Genomic DNA, 16,227 nt, shown 5'->3' on the forward strand with positions numbered 1-16,227 from the left:
GGAGCAGCCCGGTAGCTCGTCAGGCTCATAACCTGAAGGTCGCAGGTTCAAATCCTGCTCCCGCAACCAATCTCTAGGGTCAGAAAATCTCAAAACGCCCGTTCAGACTACAATTGATCCCCCGGATCAATTGCTTAACGTCTTCACCTCGTCAGCCGCATAACCTGAAGGTCAGAGGCGCAAACCCTAATCCCAAAACCAATCTCTAGTGCCAGAGAACAATAGCCTACACGCCCAAAGAGGCGTTTTCTGCATTTGACGTGTTGGAGCGTGGTGCTACGGCGGTGCTACGCAACACAGCAAAGATAGGCACACTAACAGAGTCAAAACGAACCACCGTAGTCGTCGATTCTCTCTCTCCTGAAGAAAAACCAACCCGCAGTCTCCGTCGGTACTGTCAGCACCGTCAGCGAAGTGAAACTGCATAGCTCAATGACGTTTGCGTAAGTATTTTCTGCTTGTTCGAAACAACCTACGCGACCGAACCGCGCGAGTCGGGTTATCGATGTGGCAGCCGGTCAGGATCAGCAACCGGGATCCCGCCGTAACGATTCAGAGTTAGAGGGCTCAGAATCGATTAATCACTGAGTGCTAAAAAATGAATTTCAAGCTTGGTGGAAACAATAAGTGAGTAACTGGTATGTGGTTCACCAATTCATGTTCAAAAATGACCATAGTCAGCGATGAAAGACATGTAGCTTAGAGCGTGTGACACCAAGTTTCCGTGCCTCTAATCAACTAAACCAAACAAGTAGGTTGTTTGGTTCGGAAAAATAATGCGAGCACAGCAGCGTTTCAAGCTTTTGAAATACAATAGAAAACTTGGCACACATACCGCTAGGATAGCATTCGCGAGTACTCGTCTCGCCGGATATGACGACGCCGCAGAGTCTCGGGTTTGAAGATGGTACAAGCTATCCGATTAAAAGAATGTGTCCCAAAATTGACAAAATTCGTTCATTTCCAGTTCATTTTAAGTTCATTTTGGTGTAAGTTATTAACTGCTTTTTCAAATTGTTCGCGGTTCCACCAGTTATGAGTTGTTCAGATGGGTACAGATTTTGAAGATTTGACCGAAGGAAAATCGGTCTTCATTTCGATAAAGCGAAGCCAGCAAACCAGTGATGACGCATGTGGATTGATGGCCCGTTTCCGTAGCGAGTCCGAGGGTGCGGTTCTGGTTTTGGTCGCCATGATGATCATCCCGATGCTTGCCTTTATTGGGTTTGCGCTGGAGCTTGCGCTGACCGAGAATGTTCGGGTCAAACTGCAAAATACGACGGACGCGGCCAGCCTTGCTTCGGCGGATCTTGAGCAGGTTTTGGATCCTGAAGATCTGGTCGAGGATTTTTTTGAAAAAGCAGGGCTTGCTGCCAACCTGAAGAATGTCTCGATAGTAAACACGCCAACTGAACGGACGGTTAGAATTACTGCGGGCGAAGAAGTTCCGGCTTATCTAACACAAGTTGTGGGTTGGGAGTCATGGGATGTACCCGTTGTTGGTGCTGCAACAGAGTCGCGCCAGGATCTGGAAATTGCGGTCGCCCTGGACAATTCCGGTTCGATGTCGTGGGCGCCAGGGGCTACCAGCGGGCCAGCTGCCACGCCGTCTCGGATGGATTTGTTGATTCCAGCAGCCCAAGCATTCGTAGACGCTGTCCAACCTCGCCCGGGTCAGCCAGGTAACACAACGATTTCACTCGTTCCATTTGCAACCCAGGTTTCCGTCGGTGAAGCATTGCTTAGCAACTTCACGGTCAGTTCCGAGCATTCCACTTCGAACTGCGTGACCTTCAGCAACGCTTCCGACTACCAAACGACAGCCATCCCTACAGATACGACCCTGTCCAGAACAGCGCACCATGACGCCCGAGGGCTTGGCAGCGATGTCACTCAGTTTGGCGCAGTTTGCCCAACTGACTCTACTGTACGTGACATTGTTCTATGGGCGGAGGATCCCGAAGTTCTTAAGGCGCGTATCCGAGCAATGCAGCCTTACGGTTTCACTTCGATTGAAATGGCGACGAAATGGGGCGCTGCCATGTTGGATCCGTCGTTGAGACCGGTTTTGTCATCCTTGTCAGGAACTGCCGGATTTGAATACTTAGCCGCTCCGGCCGCACGAAACGTTCCTGATGACTTCACCAGCGCCGATACGGTAAAATATCTGATCGTGATGTCAGACGGTGAGAATACGCAGAGCTACGACATCAAACCCCCCTTTCGCAGTGGCAATTCGCCGGTATTCAACGTGCCAGGAACGAACAGGTATGCCTATTTCAGGAACCGTCGCGGGCCATTTGATTACTATCACGTCCCGGGTAACTTCTGGAGCACGTCGCCAGGCGGAGGAGCCGTCCGTTTGACTTGGCCAGAGGTCTGGGCAGCTATGCCAGTACGCCGATTTGTAATCGACATACTTGCGCCAGCGGATACCCGGCGATCGGCCAACAACCATTATAATCGGATCGTCACATCAACCCTAAACACGACGAAGAACCCTCGTACCTCCGCGATCTGTCAGGCGGCCAAGGACAGTGGTATCACTATCTTTACCATCGGCATGGATACCTATGCGCAGGGCGATGCCACTCTTTTGGACTGTGCCTCGTCCCCCGCCTTTTTCTATGACGTGAATAGCCTCGATATTGCCTCGGCCTTTGAGTCGATCGCGCGGCAGATCAACCGCTTGCGATTGACACAGTAGCGAGGGCGGAGGGTTTTGATCATGACTACCATTCGTAACGACAAAAATATGGCCGTATCGCAACAACCAGAATCCAATGCGAACGGCGGCTTTATGACCAGACTTCGAAATTGGCGAAAGAACGAAGCTGGCGCAGTGCTGGTCGAATATGCGTTCTGCTTACCGCTGCTTTTGTTGATCTGCTATATGACGCTTGAGTTCAGCTTTCTGAAGATGCGCCAGATCTCGCTGGATCGTGTGACGGACCAGACTTTTCGCGAGCTACGCCTCGGATTGATTCCCGATCCGGATCACGAAAAGGTCAAAGATGCTATGTGTGCCAAACCCTTGGCGCGTTTCATCCTTTGGAATTGTTCGGACAACCTGTTGCTGCAGGTGCGCGAGGTAGAAAGATCGGTGTGGAACTTGGATCTGGGTCAAACCAATTGCCTCGATACGACACCGGAAGACGGTTATATGCCGCCAATTGATTTCAGTACTGGAATCGAGAACCAGTTGATGGTGGCGCGGGCCTGCCTGATTCAGGGCTCATTGTTTCCCCCGATCAACGCGCTGCGATCGCTGCCGCGGTATGACGAGTTCGGGAATTTCGCCCTTGTGTCCAAATCAGCCTTTGTGAACGAGCCTTTCTGACATGTTTAACCAGTTGAACAGTTACGCCCGCGCCGTGTCTGGCGCTGTTGCCCGCCTTAAAGCAGATACAAGCGGTGCCGCGCTTGTCGAGATGGGAATGGTGTTACCGTTTCTGATCTTTTTGACGGCCGGAGGTATCGGTGTGCAGGATGCGATACGGGTTACGTATCTGCAGTCTAAGGCAGCCTATACTGTATCTGACATGGTCAGCCGGGAAGACAATTTCATCGATTCAAGCTATTTCGACGGTATGGACAGCATTTACAGGTTTCTGACAAACAACAGCTATCCAACCGAACTCAGGATGTCGACGGTCGAGTGTACGGCAGATTGCGCGGATCAGGCGCAGCGTGTTTTGGAATTCTGTTGGTCCGAGTCGACCGACGGGCTGACGGATCTTACAAATGCGCAGATGATCTTCTACGCGGACCGGATCCCGCTTTTTGCTGAGGGTGACACGTTACTCATGACCGAGGCGTTTCTGGACTATACCCCTTGGTTTGGCGATTTGATTATCTCAGCCCAAACCTTTGATTCGATTGCCTTCACTCGCCCGCGTTTGGCACCGCAAATTAAGTTCGATACGGGCGCCATAGATACGGACGGTAACCAGATCATCCGGGATTGTTTTAACAACTAATTCAAAGCCCGGATGCCACCGACGACTGTACCTCTGCCGTTCGGCATAAACGACTTCCTGTAGTAATTTCCAAGGCTTCTAAAATTTTCGGTGAAGTTAATATAAATCTCTGATTTAAAACACACTTTCAACACATGCCGTGCACCTCCGCGGTCCTGATGCCGACTAGCTCTGAAGCCCCGCCAAATCGGCCGAATTCCTCTCGGAATGCTCGGTTGCAAGCGCTTTAAAATCTGTCATTCAAAAAACCTGTGAAACTGACAGCGCTTCAATACCGCGCTGCCGTCAAGTTGATGCGATCAGTCCCGCGCATAAACGTCTTCGTATCGAATGATGTCATCTTCGCCGACATAGGCCCCGGTCTGAACTTCGATCAGTACCATGGGCACTTTGCCCGGATTCTCCATCCGGTGGACCGAGCCGAGCGGTACGTAAACGCTCTGGTTCTCGGTCACCAGTTTTACTTCGTCGTCGATTGTCACTTTTGCGGTGCCTTCGACCACGATCCAATGCTCAGACCGGTGGACATGGCTTTGCAGCGACAATGACGCGCCGGGATGGACAAGTATCCGCTTGACCTGAAAGCGGTCACCCACAACCAGGCTCTCAAACCACCCCCAAGGCCGATGGTCCTTGGGGAATTGGGTGGCTTGCGCCGACCCCTTGGCCTTAAGCGCGGAAACGGCTTTCTTGACATCCTGCGCGCGGGATTTGTCTGCCACCAGCACCGCATCATTCATCGCAACGGCCATAATATTGTTCAACCCGATACCCACGACCTCAAGCCTGTCGCTGTCCGACCGTAGCAGAGTGTCATGACAGTCGATGGCGGTGGCATCTCCGGTGGTCACGACTCCATCGGCATCTGGCCCGCTTTCGCGCCATACCGCGTCCCAGCCGCCCAGATCCGACCAGGCTGCATCAAACGGAACCACGGCTAGGTTGTCCGCCTTTTCCATGACTGCATAGTCGATCGAGATATCCTCGGCCTTCGACCATGGTTCAGCTGCAAGACGCAGAAAGCCCAGGTCAGGTTTAGCGACGTCCAGCGCTTTTTGCACAGGCTCCAGCAGCGTTGGCGCATGTTTTTCGAAAGCTGCAATGATATCGGTCGCGCGGAACAGAAAGATACCGGCGTTCCATTTGAAATTTCCAGCCGCCAACATCTGAGCCGCCCGCTCGGCATCGGGCTTTTCCACGAATTGCTTCAAAGGAACAGTGGCGCCGTCTGTGCCGGGTTGTTCAGCCAGTTCCAGGTATCCATAAGCCGTTTCCGCATGTGTCGGCGTTATGCCAAATGTCACCAGTTGCCTCTGCGCCACCGCATCCAGACCCTGTGCCACAGCAGCGTGAAATGCTGCGACATCAGGAACGACGTGGTCGGACGGTGCAACCAACAGCACTGCGTCTTTGTTTTCAGCATGCGCATGAAGGGCGGCAGCCAGAACGGCTGGGGCAGTGTTGCGGCCCTCGGGCTCGATCAGGATGGCACCGGGGTCAATGCCAACGGCCTGCAATTGCTCGGTCACGATAAAGCGAAAGTCCGAGTTGGTCAGAACCATTGGTGCGGTGCATTGCAGCTGATCGTTGTCAGCGGACAATCGCAGCGCCGAGCTTTGAAACAGGGTGTTGTCCCCGATCAGGGACACGAATTGCTTTGGATAGCTTTTGCGGGAAAGCGGCCACAAGCGGGTTCCAGAGCCTCCGCACAAAAGAACGGGAGTAATCTGCATGTTGGTTTCACTCAATCAAACCTAGGTTGTCTTTGGTCCTAGAGAATGGCCTTTCCTTTGACAAGCTAAGGGGCATGTTTGCGATGTAGAATTCTCTTTTTTGATTGAGTTCGTACATTTTTGACTCACCCCTTATCCAAAAGGTGAAGCTCATGTGCCCAAGACTGCCCTATTGCCGTTTGGAAGGTACTAAGCGTTTGTTTCTAAACGCCGAAAAGAGTTTGCGGGCGATGATTAAAAAATGGTCGCCAGAGTCAAAAAACCGTGCAACCAACCCGCTACGCCAGATGAACAATTTGACTGAACAGTAAAAAAATGCTCGCATCCCAAAAAACAGGAGAGTGTCATGGCTGATCATAAATTATCGCGAAGGTTATTGCTTGCTGCCGTTGCAGCGGCGTCCACTTTGTACTCTGCCGGTCTGGCGGCGGCTGAGACGGTCAAGGTGGCCGCAATCTACACTCTGCCGGTGGAACAACAATGGATCAGCCGCATCCACAAAGCGCTGAACGCTGCCGCCGAGCGCGGCGATATCGAATACGTATTCTCGGAGAACGTGGCCAACACGGATTACGAGCGGGTGATGCGCGAATATGCTGAACAGGGTTCGCAACTGATCGTGGGCGAGGTGTTTGGTCTGGAACGTGCGGCGCGCAAAGTGGCCAAGGATTATCCTGACACGGCATTCCTGATGGGATCGTCCTTCGGTCCTGTGGGGCCGAATTTCTCGGTCTTTGACAACTGGATTCACGAACCTTCCTATCTGACAGGCATGGTTGCCGGTGCCGCGACTGAATCGAACGTGATCGGTATGGTCGGCGGTTACGCCATCCCCGAGGTGAACCGCCTGATGAACGCCTTCATGGACGGCGCACGCGAGGTGAACCCGGATGTCAAATTCCTCGTGACCTTTATCGACAGCTGGTACGACCCGCCTAAAGCCAAGGAAAGCGCGATCGCCATGATGGATGCGGGTGCGGACATCATGTATGCCGAACGCTTTGGTGTATCGGATGCAGCGGTTGAGCGCGGCGTCAAGGCCGTCGGCAACGTCATCGACACGTCGGGCGACTATCCGGGTACGATCATGGCATCGGCCTTGTGGCATATGGAGCCGACAATCGACAAAGCCATCGCCAACGTTTCCAGCGGCACGTTCGAGGCGTCGGATTACGGCCAGTACAGCTTTATGGGCTATGGCGGTGGCTCGATGGTTCTGGACGAGGAGCTGGTGCCTGCTGATGTTGTCGAAGCGGTCAATGCCCGTCAGGCGGAAATCCTTGATGGCCTGTTCCGCGTGAATGTGAATGACGATCGCCCGGTCTCGGACCAGTGATCCCTTTCGGGCCGGTCTTTGAAACCGGCCCATTTTCCAAATGACCAAATCCACAGTTCTGAAACTCAACGGGTTGAGCAAGCATTTCGGCCCAGTTATCGCCAATGACAACGTCGACCTGAGCCTGAACAAGGGTGAGGTTCTGGCATTGCTGGGCGAAAATGGCGCGGGCAAGACCACGCTGATGAATATGCTGTTTGGGCATTATTTGCCCGATTCAGGATCTATTGACGTGGCGGATGAGGCCGGGCATCTGCACCCCTTGCCGCTGGGCCATCCGCAGGTGGCACTGGCTTCGGGCGTAGGGATGGTGCATCAGCATTTCACGCTGGCCGAGAATATTTCGGCTTTGGACAACATTACACTTGGGTCCGAGCCCTTGTTTGCCTTGCGCCGCAACCGGCGCGAAGCCCGCCGCAAGATCGAGGCGATCATGGCGCAAAGCGGCCTGACCGCGCCCCTGGACACACCGGTCGGGCGTTTGTCAGTGGGTGAGCGTCAGCGTGTCGAGATTCTCAAAGCCCTCTACCGCGACGCGCGCATTCTGGTTCTGGACGAACCGACTGCCGTTCTGACCCCGCAAGAGGCCGACACGCTGTTCCAGAACATTCGACAGATGACGGACGAGGGGCTGTCAGTCATTTTTATCAGTCACAAACTGCGCGAGGTTTTGTCTTTCTCTGATCGTATCGCTGTGTTGCGCCACGGGAAGAAGGTCGGCGAGATGTTGACTGCGGATGCCGACGAGAAATCGATCGCACGCATGATGGTTGGTGCCGACACGCCCGAGCTGGCCGGGTCCGAACTGACACCGGGTGATCCCGTGCTGACCATGTCCGACGTTTCGGTTCCAGGGCGGTCCAAACGGGACACATTGACCGGGGTGAACATGACTGTGCGTGCGCATGAAATTCTGGGGATTGCCGGTGTATCGGGCAACGGGCAAAGCGGTCTGGCCAACGTCATTGCGGGTCTGACAAGGCCAGAACAGGGTCTAATTCGGGTGGATGGCGTCGAAATCACCTCTCCGACCCCTGCTAAAATGGTGGGTGCAGGCGTTGGTCGGATTCCCGAAGATCGGCATCACGAGGGGATCGTAGGTGCCATGAGCGTGGCCGAAAACATGGTGATAGAGCGGTTAAACGACCCCGAGGTTCAGTCCTACGGTTTGTTGCTGCGGGAAGATATCCAAGACAACGCAGAGAGGCTGTCCAAAGCCTATGACGTGCGCGGACCGGGTGTTGATGCGCCAGCGCGGTTGTTGTCGGGGGGCAATATCCAAAAGCTTATTCTGGCGCGTGTGTTCGACCGCTCCCCGCGCCTTATTCTGGCAAACCAACCGACACGTGGTTTGGACATGGGCGCGGCGGCTGAGGTCGGCAAACGTCTGCTGAACGCACGGGCGCGTGGCGCTGGTGTGGTCCTGATTTCCGAGGACCTTGATGAATTGCTAAGCCTAGCGGACCGCATCGTTGTGATCCGTGACGGCGAATTGCATGAAGCCTCCGGTCGCGACCGCGAGCAGATCGGACTGATGATGGCAGGAGAACCGGCATGATCCGCATCGAACCGCGCCAAACCCAGTCGCGGGCTTTCACTCTGGGTGTGCCCATCCTGTCCGCCGTGATCGCGCTGGGCTTTGCTGCCATTCCCCTGTTGGCTGCGGGTGCAAATCCGATCACTGCATATGCCGAGATGTTTCGTGGCGTCTTTGGGTCGGTCTTTGCCTTCTCTGAGGTGCTGACGCGGGCGACACCGTTGATCTTTACCGGCCTCGCCGCCGCGTTGGCCTTTCGCGCAAAGCTGTGGAACATCGGGGCCGAGGGACAGCTTTATCTGGGCGCTATGGCCGCCGTGGCTATTGGATCTGGGGTGCTGGATATCTCTGGCATCCTTCTGTTACCGCTGATCGTTCTTATGGGCGCGGCGGCGGGGGCGGCGGGGATGGTCGCCCCCACTTATTTGAAAACCCGCTTTGGTGCGGATGAGGTGGTCACGACGCTGTTGCTGAACTTCATTATCCTGATCTTCGTTCAGATGATGCTGGAAGGGCCATTGAAAGATCCGATGGGGTTGGGTTGGCCGCAATCTGCTCCGGTTTTGGATCAGGGAATGCTGCCTCCGTTGTTGGACCGGATGCGCGTTCATTCGGGGCTTATTTTGGCTCTAATACTGGCCGGATTGGCACAATTCATGTTGGCGCGATCTGTATGGGGCTTCCGGCTGCGCGCAGTCGGAGAGAACGCCGCCGCCGCGCGTCACGCAGGGATCAACGTGAACCGATCGCTGTTCGGCGTGGCCATTCTGTCGGGTGGTCTGGCCGGGCTTGCGGGTGTCAGTGAAGTCGCAGGTTTGAAAGGATACCTGACCGCTGATCTGTCGCCGGGCTTTGGCTACACGGGCATTGTCGTCGCCATGCTGGCGGGGCTGTCGCCGGTGGGGGTCGTGATTGCTGCGCTGTTTATCGCCTCAGTCTTCGTGGGCGCCGACAGTATGAGCCGGGCCATGGGGGTCTCGTCGTTCCTGGCGGATCTGGTCGTCTCAATGTCGTTGCTCTGCGTTCTGGTCGGCGGGTTCGTGGCGCGGTATCACATCGTCCGGGCCAGCACCACGAGGGCTGCGTCATGATGGATATCCTTAACATCCTGCTCTCTGAAAGCTTTTGGGCTGCATCCCTGCGTATTGCTACACCGCTGATCTTTGGCGTGCTGGGCGCGCTGATCTGCGAACGGGCGGGCGTTTTGAACCTTGGAATCGAGGGCATCTTTGTCGTCGGCGCCATGTGCGGCTGGATGGCCGTCTGGTTGGGTGCTGGCTTGTGGGGTGGTGTTTTGGTTGCCGCTCTGGCCGGAGGGTTCTTCGGCTTGCTTCACGCGATCCTGACGGTGCCTTTGGGACTGTCGCAACACGTCTCGGGGCTGGGGATTACATTATTTGCGACCTCGGCCAGCTATTACACCTATCGCACCGCGCTGCCGAACGTTTCATCGCCGCCAAGGATCGAGCCGTTTCAGCCGCTGGATCTGCCTGTGCTGTCAGATTTACCTTTTTTAGGGTCTGTTTTGTTCCAACAGACGGCGCTGACATGGCTTGCGCTGCTGCTGGTTGTGGTGGTCTGGTACGTGCTGAACCGCACCGCGCTGGGCGTGGCGATCAAGGCCGTGGGCGACAACCCCGACAGCGTCGATGCGCAGGGTCTGTCGGTTTACGGCCTGCGGATCGGTGCCATCGTCGTGGGTTCGGCCCTGATGGCTCTGGGCGGAGCCTTCCTGACCATGAGCGCCTTTGACGCTTTCTTTTTCGGTATGGTCAATGGACGCGGCTGGGTCTGTATTGCGCTGGTCATTTTCGCCAGCTGGAGGCCGGGCAAGGCGCTGCTGGGCGCGCTGCTATTCGGTGCGTTCGACGCGCTACAGGTACGCTTGCAAACCGAGGTTGGTGCGTTGGTCCCCGGTCAGGTCTTCCTGATGGTACCCTATGTCCTGTCGATCATCGCCCTTGTGATTGCCGCGCGCTCGGCCGATTATCCACGAGCATTGCTTACCCCATGGTTTAAAGGTCAACGCTGACTATGGTCGATCTGCTTATCAAAAACGCCACCCTAACGGACGGTCAGACCGGCATGGATATCGCCTGCCAGGGCGGCAAGATCACGGCGGTCGAGGCCGGAATCACCGCCGACGCGGCAGAGGTGATCGACGCCCAGGGTCAGCTGGTCTCACCCCCTTTTGTCGATCCGCATTTCCACATGGATGCGACCCTATCACTGGGCAATCCACGCATGAACGTCTCGGGCACGCTGCTTGAGGGGATCGCGCTGTGGGGCGAGTTAAAGCCGTTGCAATCGGTCGATGACATCGTCGCCCGCGCGTTGCGCTATTGCGAACTTGCCGTAGCCAAAGGCATCGGCGCGATCCGCAGCCATGTGGATACTTGCGATGATAAACTGAAGGGCGTGCAGGCGCTGTTGCAGGTACGCGAGCAGGTGAAAGACTATTTGGACCTGCAACTGGTGGCCTTCCCGCAGGATGGTGTGTTACGCGACCCGACCGCGATGCAGAACACACTCCGCGCGCTGGATATGGGCGTAGATGTGGTGGGCGGTATCCCGCATTTCGAAAGGACCATGTCGGATGGGGCGGAATCCGTCCGACTGCTGTGTGAAATCGCGGCTGAACGCGGCTTGATGGTCGATATGCACTGTGATGAGAGTGACGATCCCCATAGCCGCCATATCGAGACGCTTGCTTATGAAACCCAGCGATTGGGGCTGAATGGCCGGGTGGCGGGGTCGCATCTGACGTCGATGCACTCGATGGACAATTACTACGTTTCGAAACTGATCCCGCTGATGGTCGAGGCCGGGGTGCATGCGATCCCGAATCCTCTGATCAACATCATGCTGCAAGGCCGCCATGACAGCTATCCCAAGCGACGGGGCCAGACCCGCGTACGAGAGTTGCGCGATGCGGGGATCACGGTCGGGTTTGGCTCTGACTGTGTGATGGATCCCTGGTATTCGCTGGGCAAGGCCGACATGCTGGACGTGGCCTTTATGGGGTTGCATGTGGGGCAGTTATCCAGCCGTGCAGACATGACATGGTGTTTCGAAGCGGTAACCACGAATTCCGCCCGCATCATGGGGTTGGACGGATACGGTGTGGCCAAAGGCTGTGATGCGAATTTCGTGCTGTTGCAAGCGGCAGATCCGATTGAGGCGATCCGCTTACGCGCGCACCGGCTGGCTGTGGTGCGCAAGGGGCGGGTGATCTCTCGGTCGGTCCCGGTGACGCATGATCTGAGCCTGCCGTCCGGAAAAAGAACGCTGGACGAGGCTCGTGTTCCATTTGAAGGATAGTTATCAAACCTTCGGCAGCGGCAAACATCCCGGCAGGCCCGCCGGCAGAACCAGCCTTGCTCCGCTGGCGTAGAGCGATTTGGCGAAGCCCGGAACGTCCGAGGCCACTGTGACGCTTAACCGCGAGGCCGTCAGCACCGCTGTGTCTTCAGGAAGGTTCCGAAGTAACCCGTCCTGCGGTAGCACCACGACATAGGCCGGAGCTTCGTCCGTCAGCAGGGCAACGATTACAAGCGTCGCTATCCAGCCCAGCACCACTATGGGCAAGGTGGTTAGGATCGACTTAATAGTCATGTATGTGTTCCAGCGTCAGACCCGAGCTCTCTAGCTGACGCAGGGTTTCGAGAAGAGCCGGAACCTTTACCACGATCAGATGTCGATAATCCCCATATCCCTGACGAGGGGTACTGAATACGGAACCTGCTGTGGTTGGTTGATCCGAAATAGCGGTGAACATTATGTCGTCATTGCCCGCGATCTCGACCACTTCCAGCCCGTCGCGGGCCATCTGAGCCAGCAGATTGGTCAGGGTACGGTAGCGGGGGGTTTCAACTTCAGTCCCTTCTGGCCGAATGGCGATGACCTTAACATCCGTATAGCCAGTGATGTCCTCATCTGCTGTCAGGATCATTCGCAGGGTCAGTTCATCGGTGCCCACCTGCGCCACGGCTTGTTCAATTACGCCAGCATAGGCGTCTTTCGCCGTGTACTCCAACCCCAGCGCAATGGCCCGTTCGCTGTCACGCAAAGATCCGGTGGATTGTTCCAACAGGGCTTGTGCGTCTTCGGCAAATGGCCATTTGTACCATGGAACCTGCTGCAGGAATTCTGCATATGCAGAGGCTTGTCGCGCAGAAAGATCGTCAAGTGGCGCACGATCAGGTTCGCGCAGTGCGGCAAACAGGCGGCCCACCGTTTCTTCATAGGCAGCTTTCATGGCCAATTCGGCGGTAAAGCTGGTGCCGATAACGTAGACCATCTGTTTGGTGGGCCAATCAATCTCACCATGGGCCGAGGCGTTTTCAGTCAGGGCACAGAGCGATGTCCAGAACCCGGTGATCCCCTGCCAGAAGCCGTAATCATGCGGGTCTCCCGTGCTGATAACCTTGGCATAGTCATCATAGGCATGAACGATATGCCATTCGGGATAGGTCATCAGTGTCCGCGTTTCCGGGCGGTGATGTTCCGGGGGCAGAAGCGAAGCGTATGATTGCGGCTGTGCGGTGCCTTTGCAGCTTGTTTCGACATAGATGATGGGTGCGGCCAGTGCGATCACGACCACAACAATGAGCAGAACCAGGCGCCGAAGCCAGCGCAGAAGAAACCTCACGATGATCTCCTTGCGTCACGCAGTCCGGCCCAGGCGGCGATGCCGCCCAATGCCAGATGCGGAAGATTGGCAAAGATACGCCCCAGCGACAGGTCCATCCCGGCCGACGGATTGGTGAAGATGCCCATGTCCAGATAGCCGTAACCGGTGAAAAAGCCGAAGACGCCATCGCCCAGATAGGCCAGCCCGAACAGGATCAGGAACGTGCGCGCCGCTTTGTGCGACATGAGCCCCGCGATCAACGCCCACAATGCCGAGGCCACGTGTAGCGCGTCGTCATAGATATCCAGCGCGAAAATACCGAAGGCCAGCCCGTTTTCATCAGTCAGGCCGGGCACATAGTTCAACGACGCCGCAATCATCAGCGCGACGAAATAAACGATACATAGCTTTTGAAGGTTCGTCATACTTGCCCCAGATAGCTGTCCCAAAGGTTGTTTCGCAGCACCAGTTGCGGGTCGAGCGTACGTTTGACCCGCGCGAATTCTGCTGCGCGCGGATAGGCGGCTGTCAGTTGATTCAGCGTGGCATGCGGGCGGTAGGGCAGGTAATAGGCCCCTCCGATCTCGACAATCCGGTCAATCAGAGCGCGAGTCATGCGGGCCATGTCAGCCTCGCCCCGTTGCGTCATTTCCTGGCTGAAAGACATAACAGCGGCGATCCGGGGTTCCGAGGCAAACGACAGCACTGCCTGATCATCCTGTGCAACATAGCGCAGTGTGACATTCAGGAATTCCTGATACGAGGCCGGTATTACTTCGCGGCAGGCAGTCAGGAAATCATCAAAGGCGTCGAAGCCCACGAAGTATTCGTGCAGGATATCCGTGCGATCCGGGTTGCGGTCATCCAGCGTGACGACGGGTTCGTTAATCAACGAGTTCCGTGTCGCCTCGCCACCGCCCAGGGCCGGGCCCAGTTTGGTTTCGTTCCACCAACGGAATGTCTTGAATGCCTCGCTGCCCAGTTGCGCCCGATAAAGGCGGCTGGCTGCGTGTGACATCCAGCCCGATCCCGCCGCAGGGGGCAGGTCCGACTGATCGCCGGTTTCGCGATAGGTGATCAGCAGGGCGTGTTCGAAGAACGTCTCGCGTTCAACATTCAGGCGACCATAGGCCATCGTGACAGCTGGATCTTCGACAGCCGTTTTGAGGCTGTCGGCAAAAGCGGTCGCCTCCATCACGTCAAAAGACGGTGTCAGTCGGGTATTCGGGACCATCTCGACCTCAAGGTCCACGATTATGCCGATCAGCCCGTAGCCACCCATGCCGAGGTTGAACAGATCGGCATTTTCGGTGGGTGAACAGGTGACAAGCTGTCCGGATGGCAACACCATGCGCAATGATCGCACCGTAGATCCCATAGGACCGAAGGGCACCGGCCATCCGTGTGCATTGACCGAATAGGTCGCAGCAACGCCGAAATCATGGTTTGACTGCATGACCTTTGGCGAAAATCCTGCAGGGTCCAGCGCCGAGATCACCTGAGACCACCGCGCGCCCGCATGCGCCAGATAGGTCTGCGCGGTACTGTCCATCTGAACAGAGCCATTATCGAAAGTCAGCGCCGTGCCGTTGCGTGGAATGGCCTGACCGCCCATCGAGTGTCGGGCCGCGCCCACATTGACCGGTCGCCCATCTGCCTGGGCCCGCGTCAACTCATTTCGAATTGCGGTCACAAGCGCGTCGCCGGCATCCTCGGTCATGACCAGATGTTTGTGGATCGGGGTCGGTGACAGGCCGCTGGCATCGTTCATGATCTTCGCGTCTTGGGGCGCAAAGGTGCGGTGAGTTCCGTCATAACTTGGCAAATCGGCACCAAGCCAGCGCGACAGGCCCCAACCGGCCACCCCTCCGGCGGCAAACAAGGCGGCTCTTCTGGTGAATGTGCTCATGAATCGGCCTCGTCAGGTCGTGCGTTTGAAAAGGTTTGCAATATCTCGATCAGCGCGGCCTGAAACGCCTGTGGGTCTTCAAGCTGAGGGATATGTCCCACGCCCGAAAGCGCCCTGTACTGCGCATCGGGGATCAAGGTCAGCAATTCTTCGGCCTGTTCCAACGGCGTCACGGTATCTTCGACGCCCCAGATCAGACCGACCGGCAATTGCAGCGCCTGCCAGTTCTCAGCTCGGGTGCTGAGCGCATTTTGGGGCGGAACCAGCAACTGGGGTAACCAGTCTGCCACCGCGGCAGTATATCCGATGCGGGCCATGGGTTCTTGCAAGAGCGCAGTGACATCATCCGTCGCTGCGGACTTGATGTGCAGGAAGCTGCGCAGGAAAGCTTTGGTCAAAATCGGGTTCGACACCGTGGCCGAGGCGATAAACGGGCGCACAGCATCGCTTTGCAGGTAAATGGGGGTCTCGGTTGGTGGATCATGCCTGCCAAGGGCTATCGCTCCGTTCACTACAACAAGGCCCGACACCAGATCAGGGCGGCTCATCACGGCTTCGACAACAGGGCCTGCCCCGATGGAATGTGCGACGGCTATTGGCTGGTTGTCCAATGCCTCAAGCAGGGCGATCACGCGATCGGCTTGTTTGGGGCGGCTGTAATCGCTGTCGTCAGGGTGTTGTGACCATCCAAACGGGGGCATATCAAACGCGATGGCGTGAAAGCCTGCGTCCCCGACGGAATCGAGCGAAGGAAGCCACAGGCCGGACCAGGCAGCCGTACCGTGCGCAAACAGGACCGGAACGCCAGTGTCAGGGCCACGTTCCAGCACAAAAACGGCACCTTCGGCTGTCTCGATCAATTGGCCGCCCAATGGCAGTTCTTGCCCAAAAGCGATGGTTTCGCGGTTGTTTGCAACAAGGCGCAGCCCGATCAGAACCATCGCCACAAGGACCAAACCCGTAAAAACAAATCTAAAAAACACACGCATTGAATTTATAGTTGGGCGCTTGAAGTTTTAATGCAACCGAGGAAAACCTTACCATTCCAAAGCGTGTGATTTTGGCAAAAGCTGACAGATCTCCGGCAGCTTGCTAGGGT

General features: G+C 56.3%; 14 protein-coding genes. 8 read left to right on the plus strand and 6 right to left on the minus strand.

The window, feature by feature from the left end; translation table 11 throughout:
- Positions 1-1,048 precede the first annotated feature (1,048 nt).
- The 3 genes from AC2FF7_RS15485 to AC2FF7_RS15495 are packed head-to-tail and all read left to right on the plus strand — an operon-like array spanning position 1,049 to position 3,980.
- The gene (locus tag AC2FF7_RS15485; RefSeq protein WP_496905900.1) at positions 1,049-2,707 is read left to right on the plus strand and encodes a TadE/TadG family type IV pilus assembly protein; all 1,659 of its coding nucleotides are present in this window, start codon (positions 1,049-1,051) and stop codon (positions 2,705-2,707) included.
- Positions 2,708-2,728: 21 nt separating this feature from the next.
- Complete coding sequence (locus tag AC2FF7_RS15490) at positions 2,729-3,340, plus strand: TadE/TadG family type IV pilus assembly protein (RefSeq protein WP_480870297.1); 612 nt, start codon at positions 2,729-2,731, stop codon at positions 3,338-3,340.
- Between the two features lies 1 nt (position 3,341).
- Entirely contained in the window at positions 3,342-3,980 is a 639-nt protein-coding gene (locus AC2FF7_RS15495; protein WP_496905901.1) for a TadE/TadG family type IV pilus assembly protein, read from the plus strand.
- A gap of 299 nt (positions 3,981-4,279) precedes the next feature.
- Here AC2FF7_RS15495 and AC2FF7_RS15500 read toward each other — a convergent pair whose 3' ends face one another.
- Positions 4,280-5,713 (minus strand): mannose-1-phosphate guanylyltransferase/mannose-6-phosphate isomerase, encoded by a 1,434-nt coding sequence (locus AC2FF7_RS15500; protein ID WP_496905902.1) that lies wholly within the window; start codon positions 5,711-5,713, stop codon positions 4,280-4,282.
- A gap of 346 nt (positions 5,714-6,059) precedes the next feature.
- Here AC2FF7_RS15500 and AC2FF7_RS15505 point away from each other — a divergent pair, with 346 nt between their 5' ends.
- From AC2FF7_RS15505 to AC2FF7_RS15525, 5 genes are read left to right on the plus strand one after another with little or no spacing between them, the layout of a single operon-like run.
- Positions 6,060-7,049, plus strand: coding sequence for a BMP family protein (locus AC2FF7_RS15505; protein ID WP_170353890.1), 990 nt, complete (start codon positions 6,060-6,062; stop codon positions 7,047-7,049).
- A gap of 40 nt (positions 7,050-7,089) precedes the next feature.
- The gene (locus tag AC2FF7_RS15510) at positions 7,090-8,607 is read left to right on the plus strand and encodes an ABC transporter ATP-binding protein (protein ID WP_496905903.1); all 1,518 of its coding nucleotides are present in this window, start codon (positions 7,090-7,092) and stop codon (positions 8,605-8,607) included.
- Positions 8,607-9,677, plus strand: coding sequence for an ABC transporter permease (locus tag AC2FF7_RS15515; protein ID WP_480870308.1), 1,071 nt, complete (start codon positions 8,607-8,609; stop codon positions 9,675-9,677). The genes AC2FF7_RS15510 and AC2FF7_RS15515 overlap by 1 nt, the downstream gene beginning before the upstream one ends.
- Positions 9,677-10,618 (plus strand): ABC transporter permease, encoded by a 942-nt coding sequence (locus AC2FF7_RS15520; RefSeq protein ID WP_170755424.1) that lies wholly within the window; start codon positions 9,677-9,679, stop codon positions 10,616-10,618. Before AC2FF7_RS15515 ends, AC2FF7_RS15520 begins: the two co-directional genes overlap by 1 nt.
- A 2-nt stretch (positions 10,619-10,620) precedes the next feature.
- Positions 10,621-11,907, plus strand: coding sequence for an amidohydrolase family protein (locus AC2FF7_RS15525; RefSeq protein ID WP_496905904.1), 1,287 nt, complete (start codon positions 10,621-10,623; stop codon positions 11,905-11,907).
- Positions 11,908-11,910: 3 nt separating this feature from the next.
- On the opposite strand, the gene AC2FF7_RS15530 is transcribed toward AC2FF7_RS15525, so the two are convergent.
- The 5 genes from AC2FF7_RS15530 to AC2FF7_RS15550 are packed head-to-tail and all read right to left on the minus strand — an operon-like array spanning position 11,911 to position 16,069.
- Positions 11,911-12,201, minus strand: coding sequence for a hypothetical protein (locus tag AC2FF7_RS15530; RefSeq protein WP_480870282.1), 291 nt, complete (start codon positions 12,199-12,201; stop codon positions 11,911-11,913).
- On the minus strand, positions 12,191-13,237 hold the full coding sequence (locus tag AC2FF7_RS15535) for a hypothetical protein (RefSeq protein WP_480870280.1): 1,047 nt from the start codon (positions 13,235-13,237) through the stop codon (positions 12,191-12,193). Before AC2FF7_RS15535 ends, AC2FF7_RS15530 begins: the two co-directional genes overlap by 11 nt.
- A complete protein-coding gene (locus tag AC2FF7_RS15540; protein ID WP_170755307.1) occupies positions 13,234-13,644 on the minus strand; it encodes a DUF4383 domain-containing protein in 411 nt (136 codons plus the stop codon). The genes AC2FF7_RS15535 and AC2FF7_RS15540 overlap by 4 nt, the downstream gene beginning before the upstream one ends.
- Complete coding sequence (locus AC2FF7_RS15545; protein WP_496905905.1) at positions 13,641-15,128, minus strand: FAD-binding protein; 1,488 nt, start codon at positions 15,126-15,128, stop codon at positions 13,641-13,643. Before AC2FF7_RS15545 ends, AC2FF7_RS15540 begins: the two co-directional genes overlap by 4 nt.
- Positions 15,125-16,069: an alpha/beta fold hydrolase gene (locus tag AC2FF7_RS15550; RefSeq protein ID WP_480870305.1), complete on the minus strand. Its 945-nt coding sequence runs from the start codon at positions 16,067-16,069 to the stop codon at positions 15,125-15,127. The genes AC2FF7_RS15545 and AC2FF7_RS15550 overlap by 4 nt, the downstream gene beginning before the upstream one ends.
- Positions 16,070-16,227 lie beyond the last annotated feature (158 nt).

Source organism: Ruegeria sp. YTSC325, from assembly GCF_059609525.1.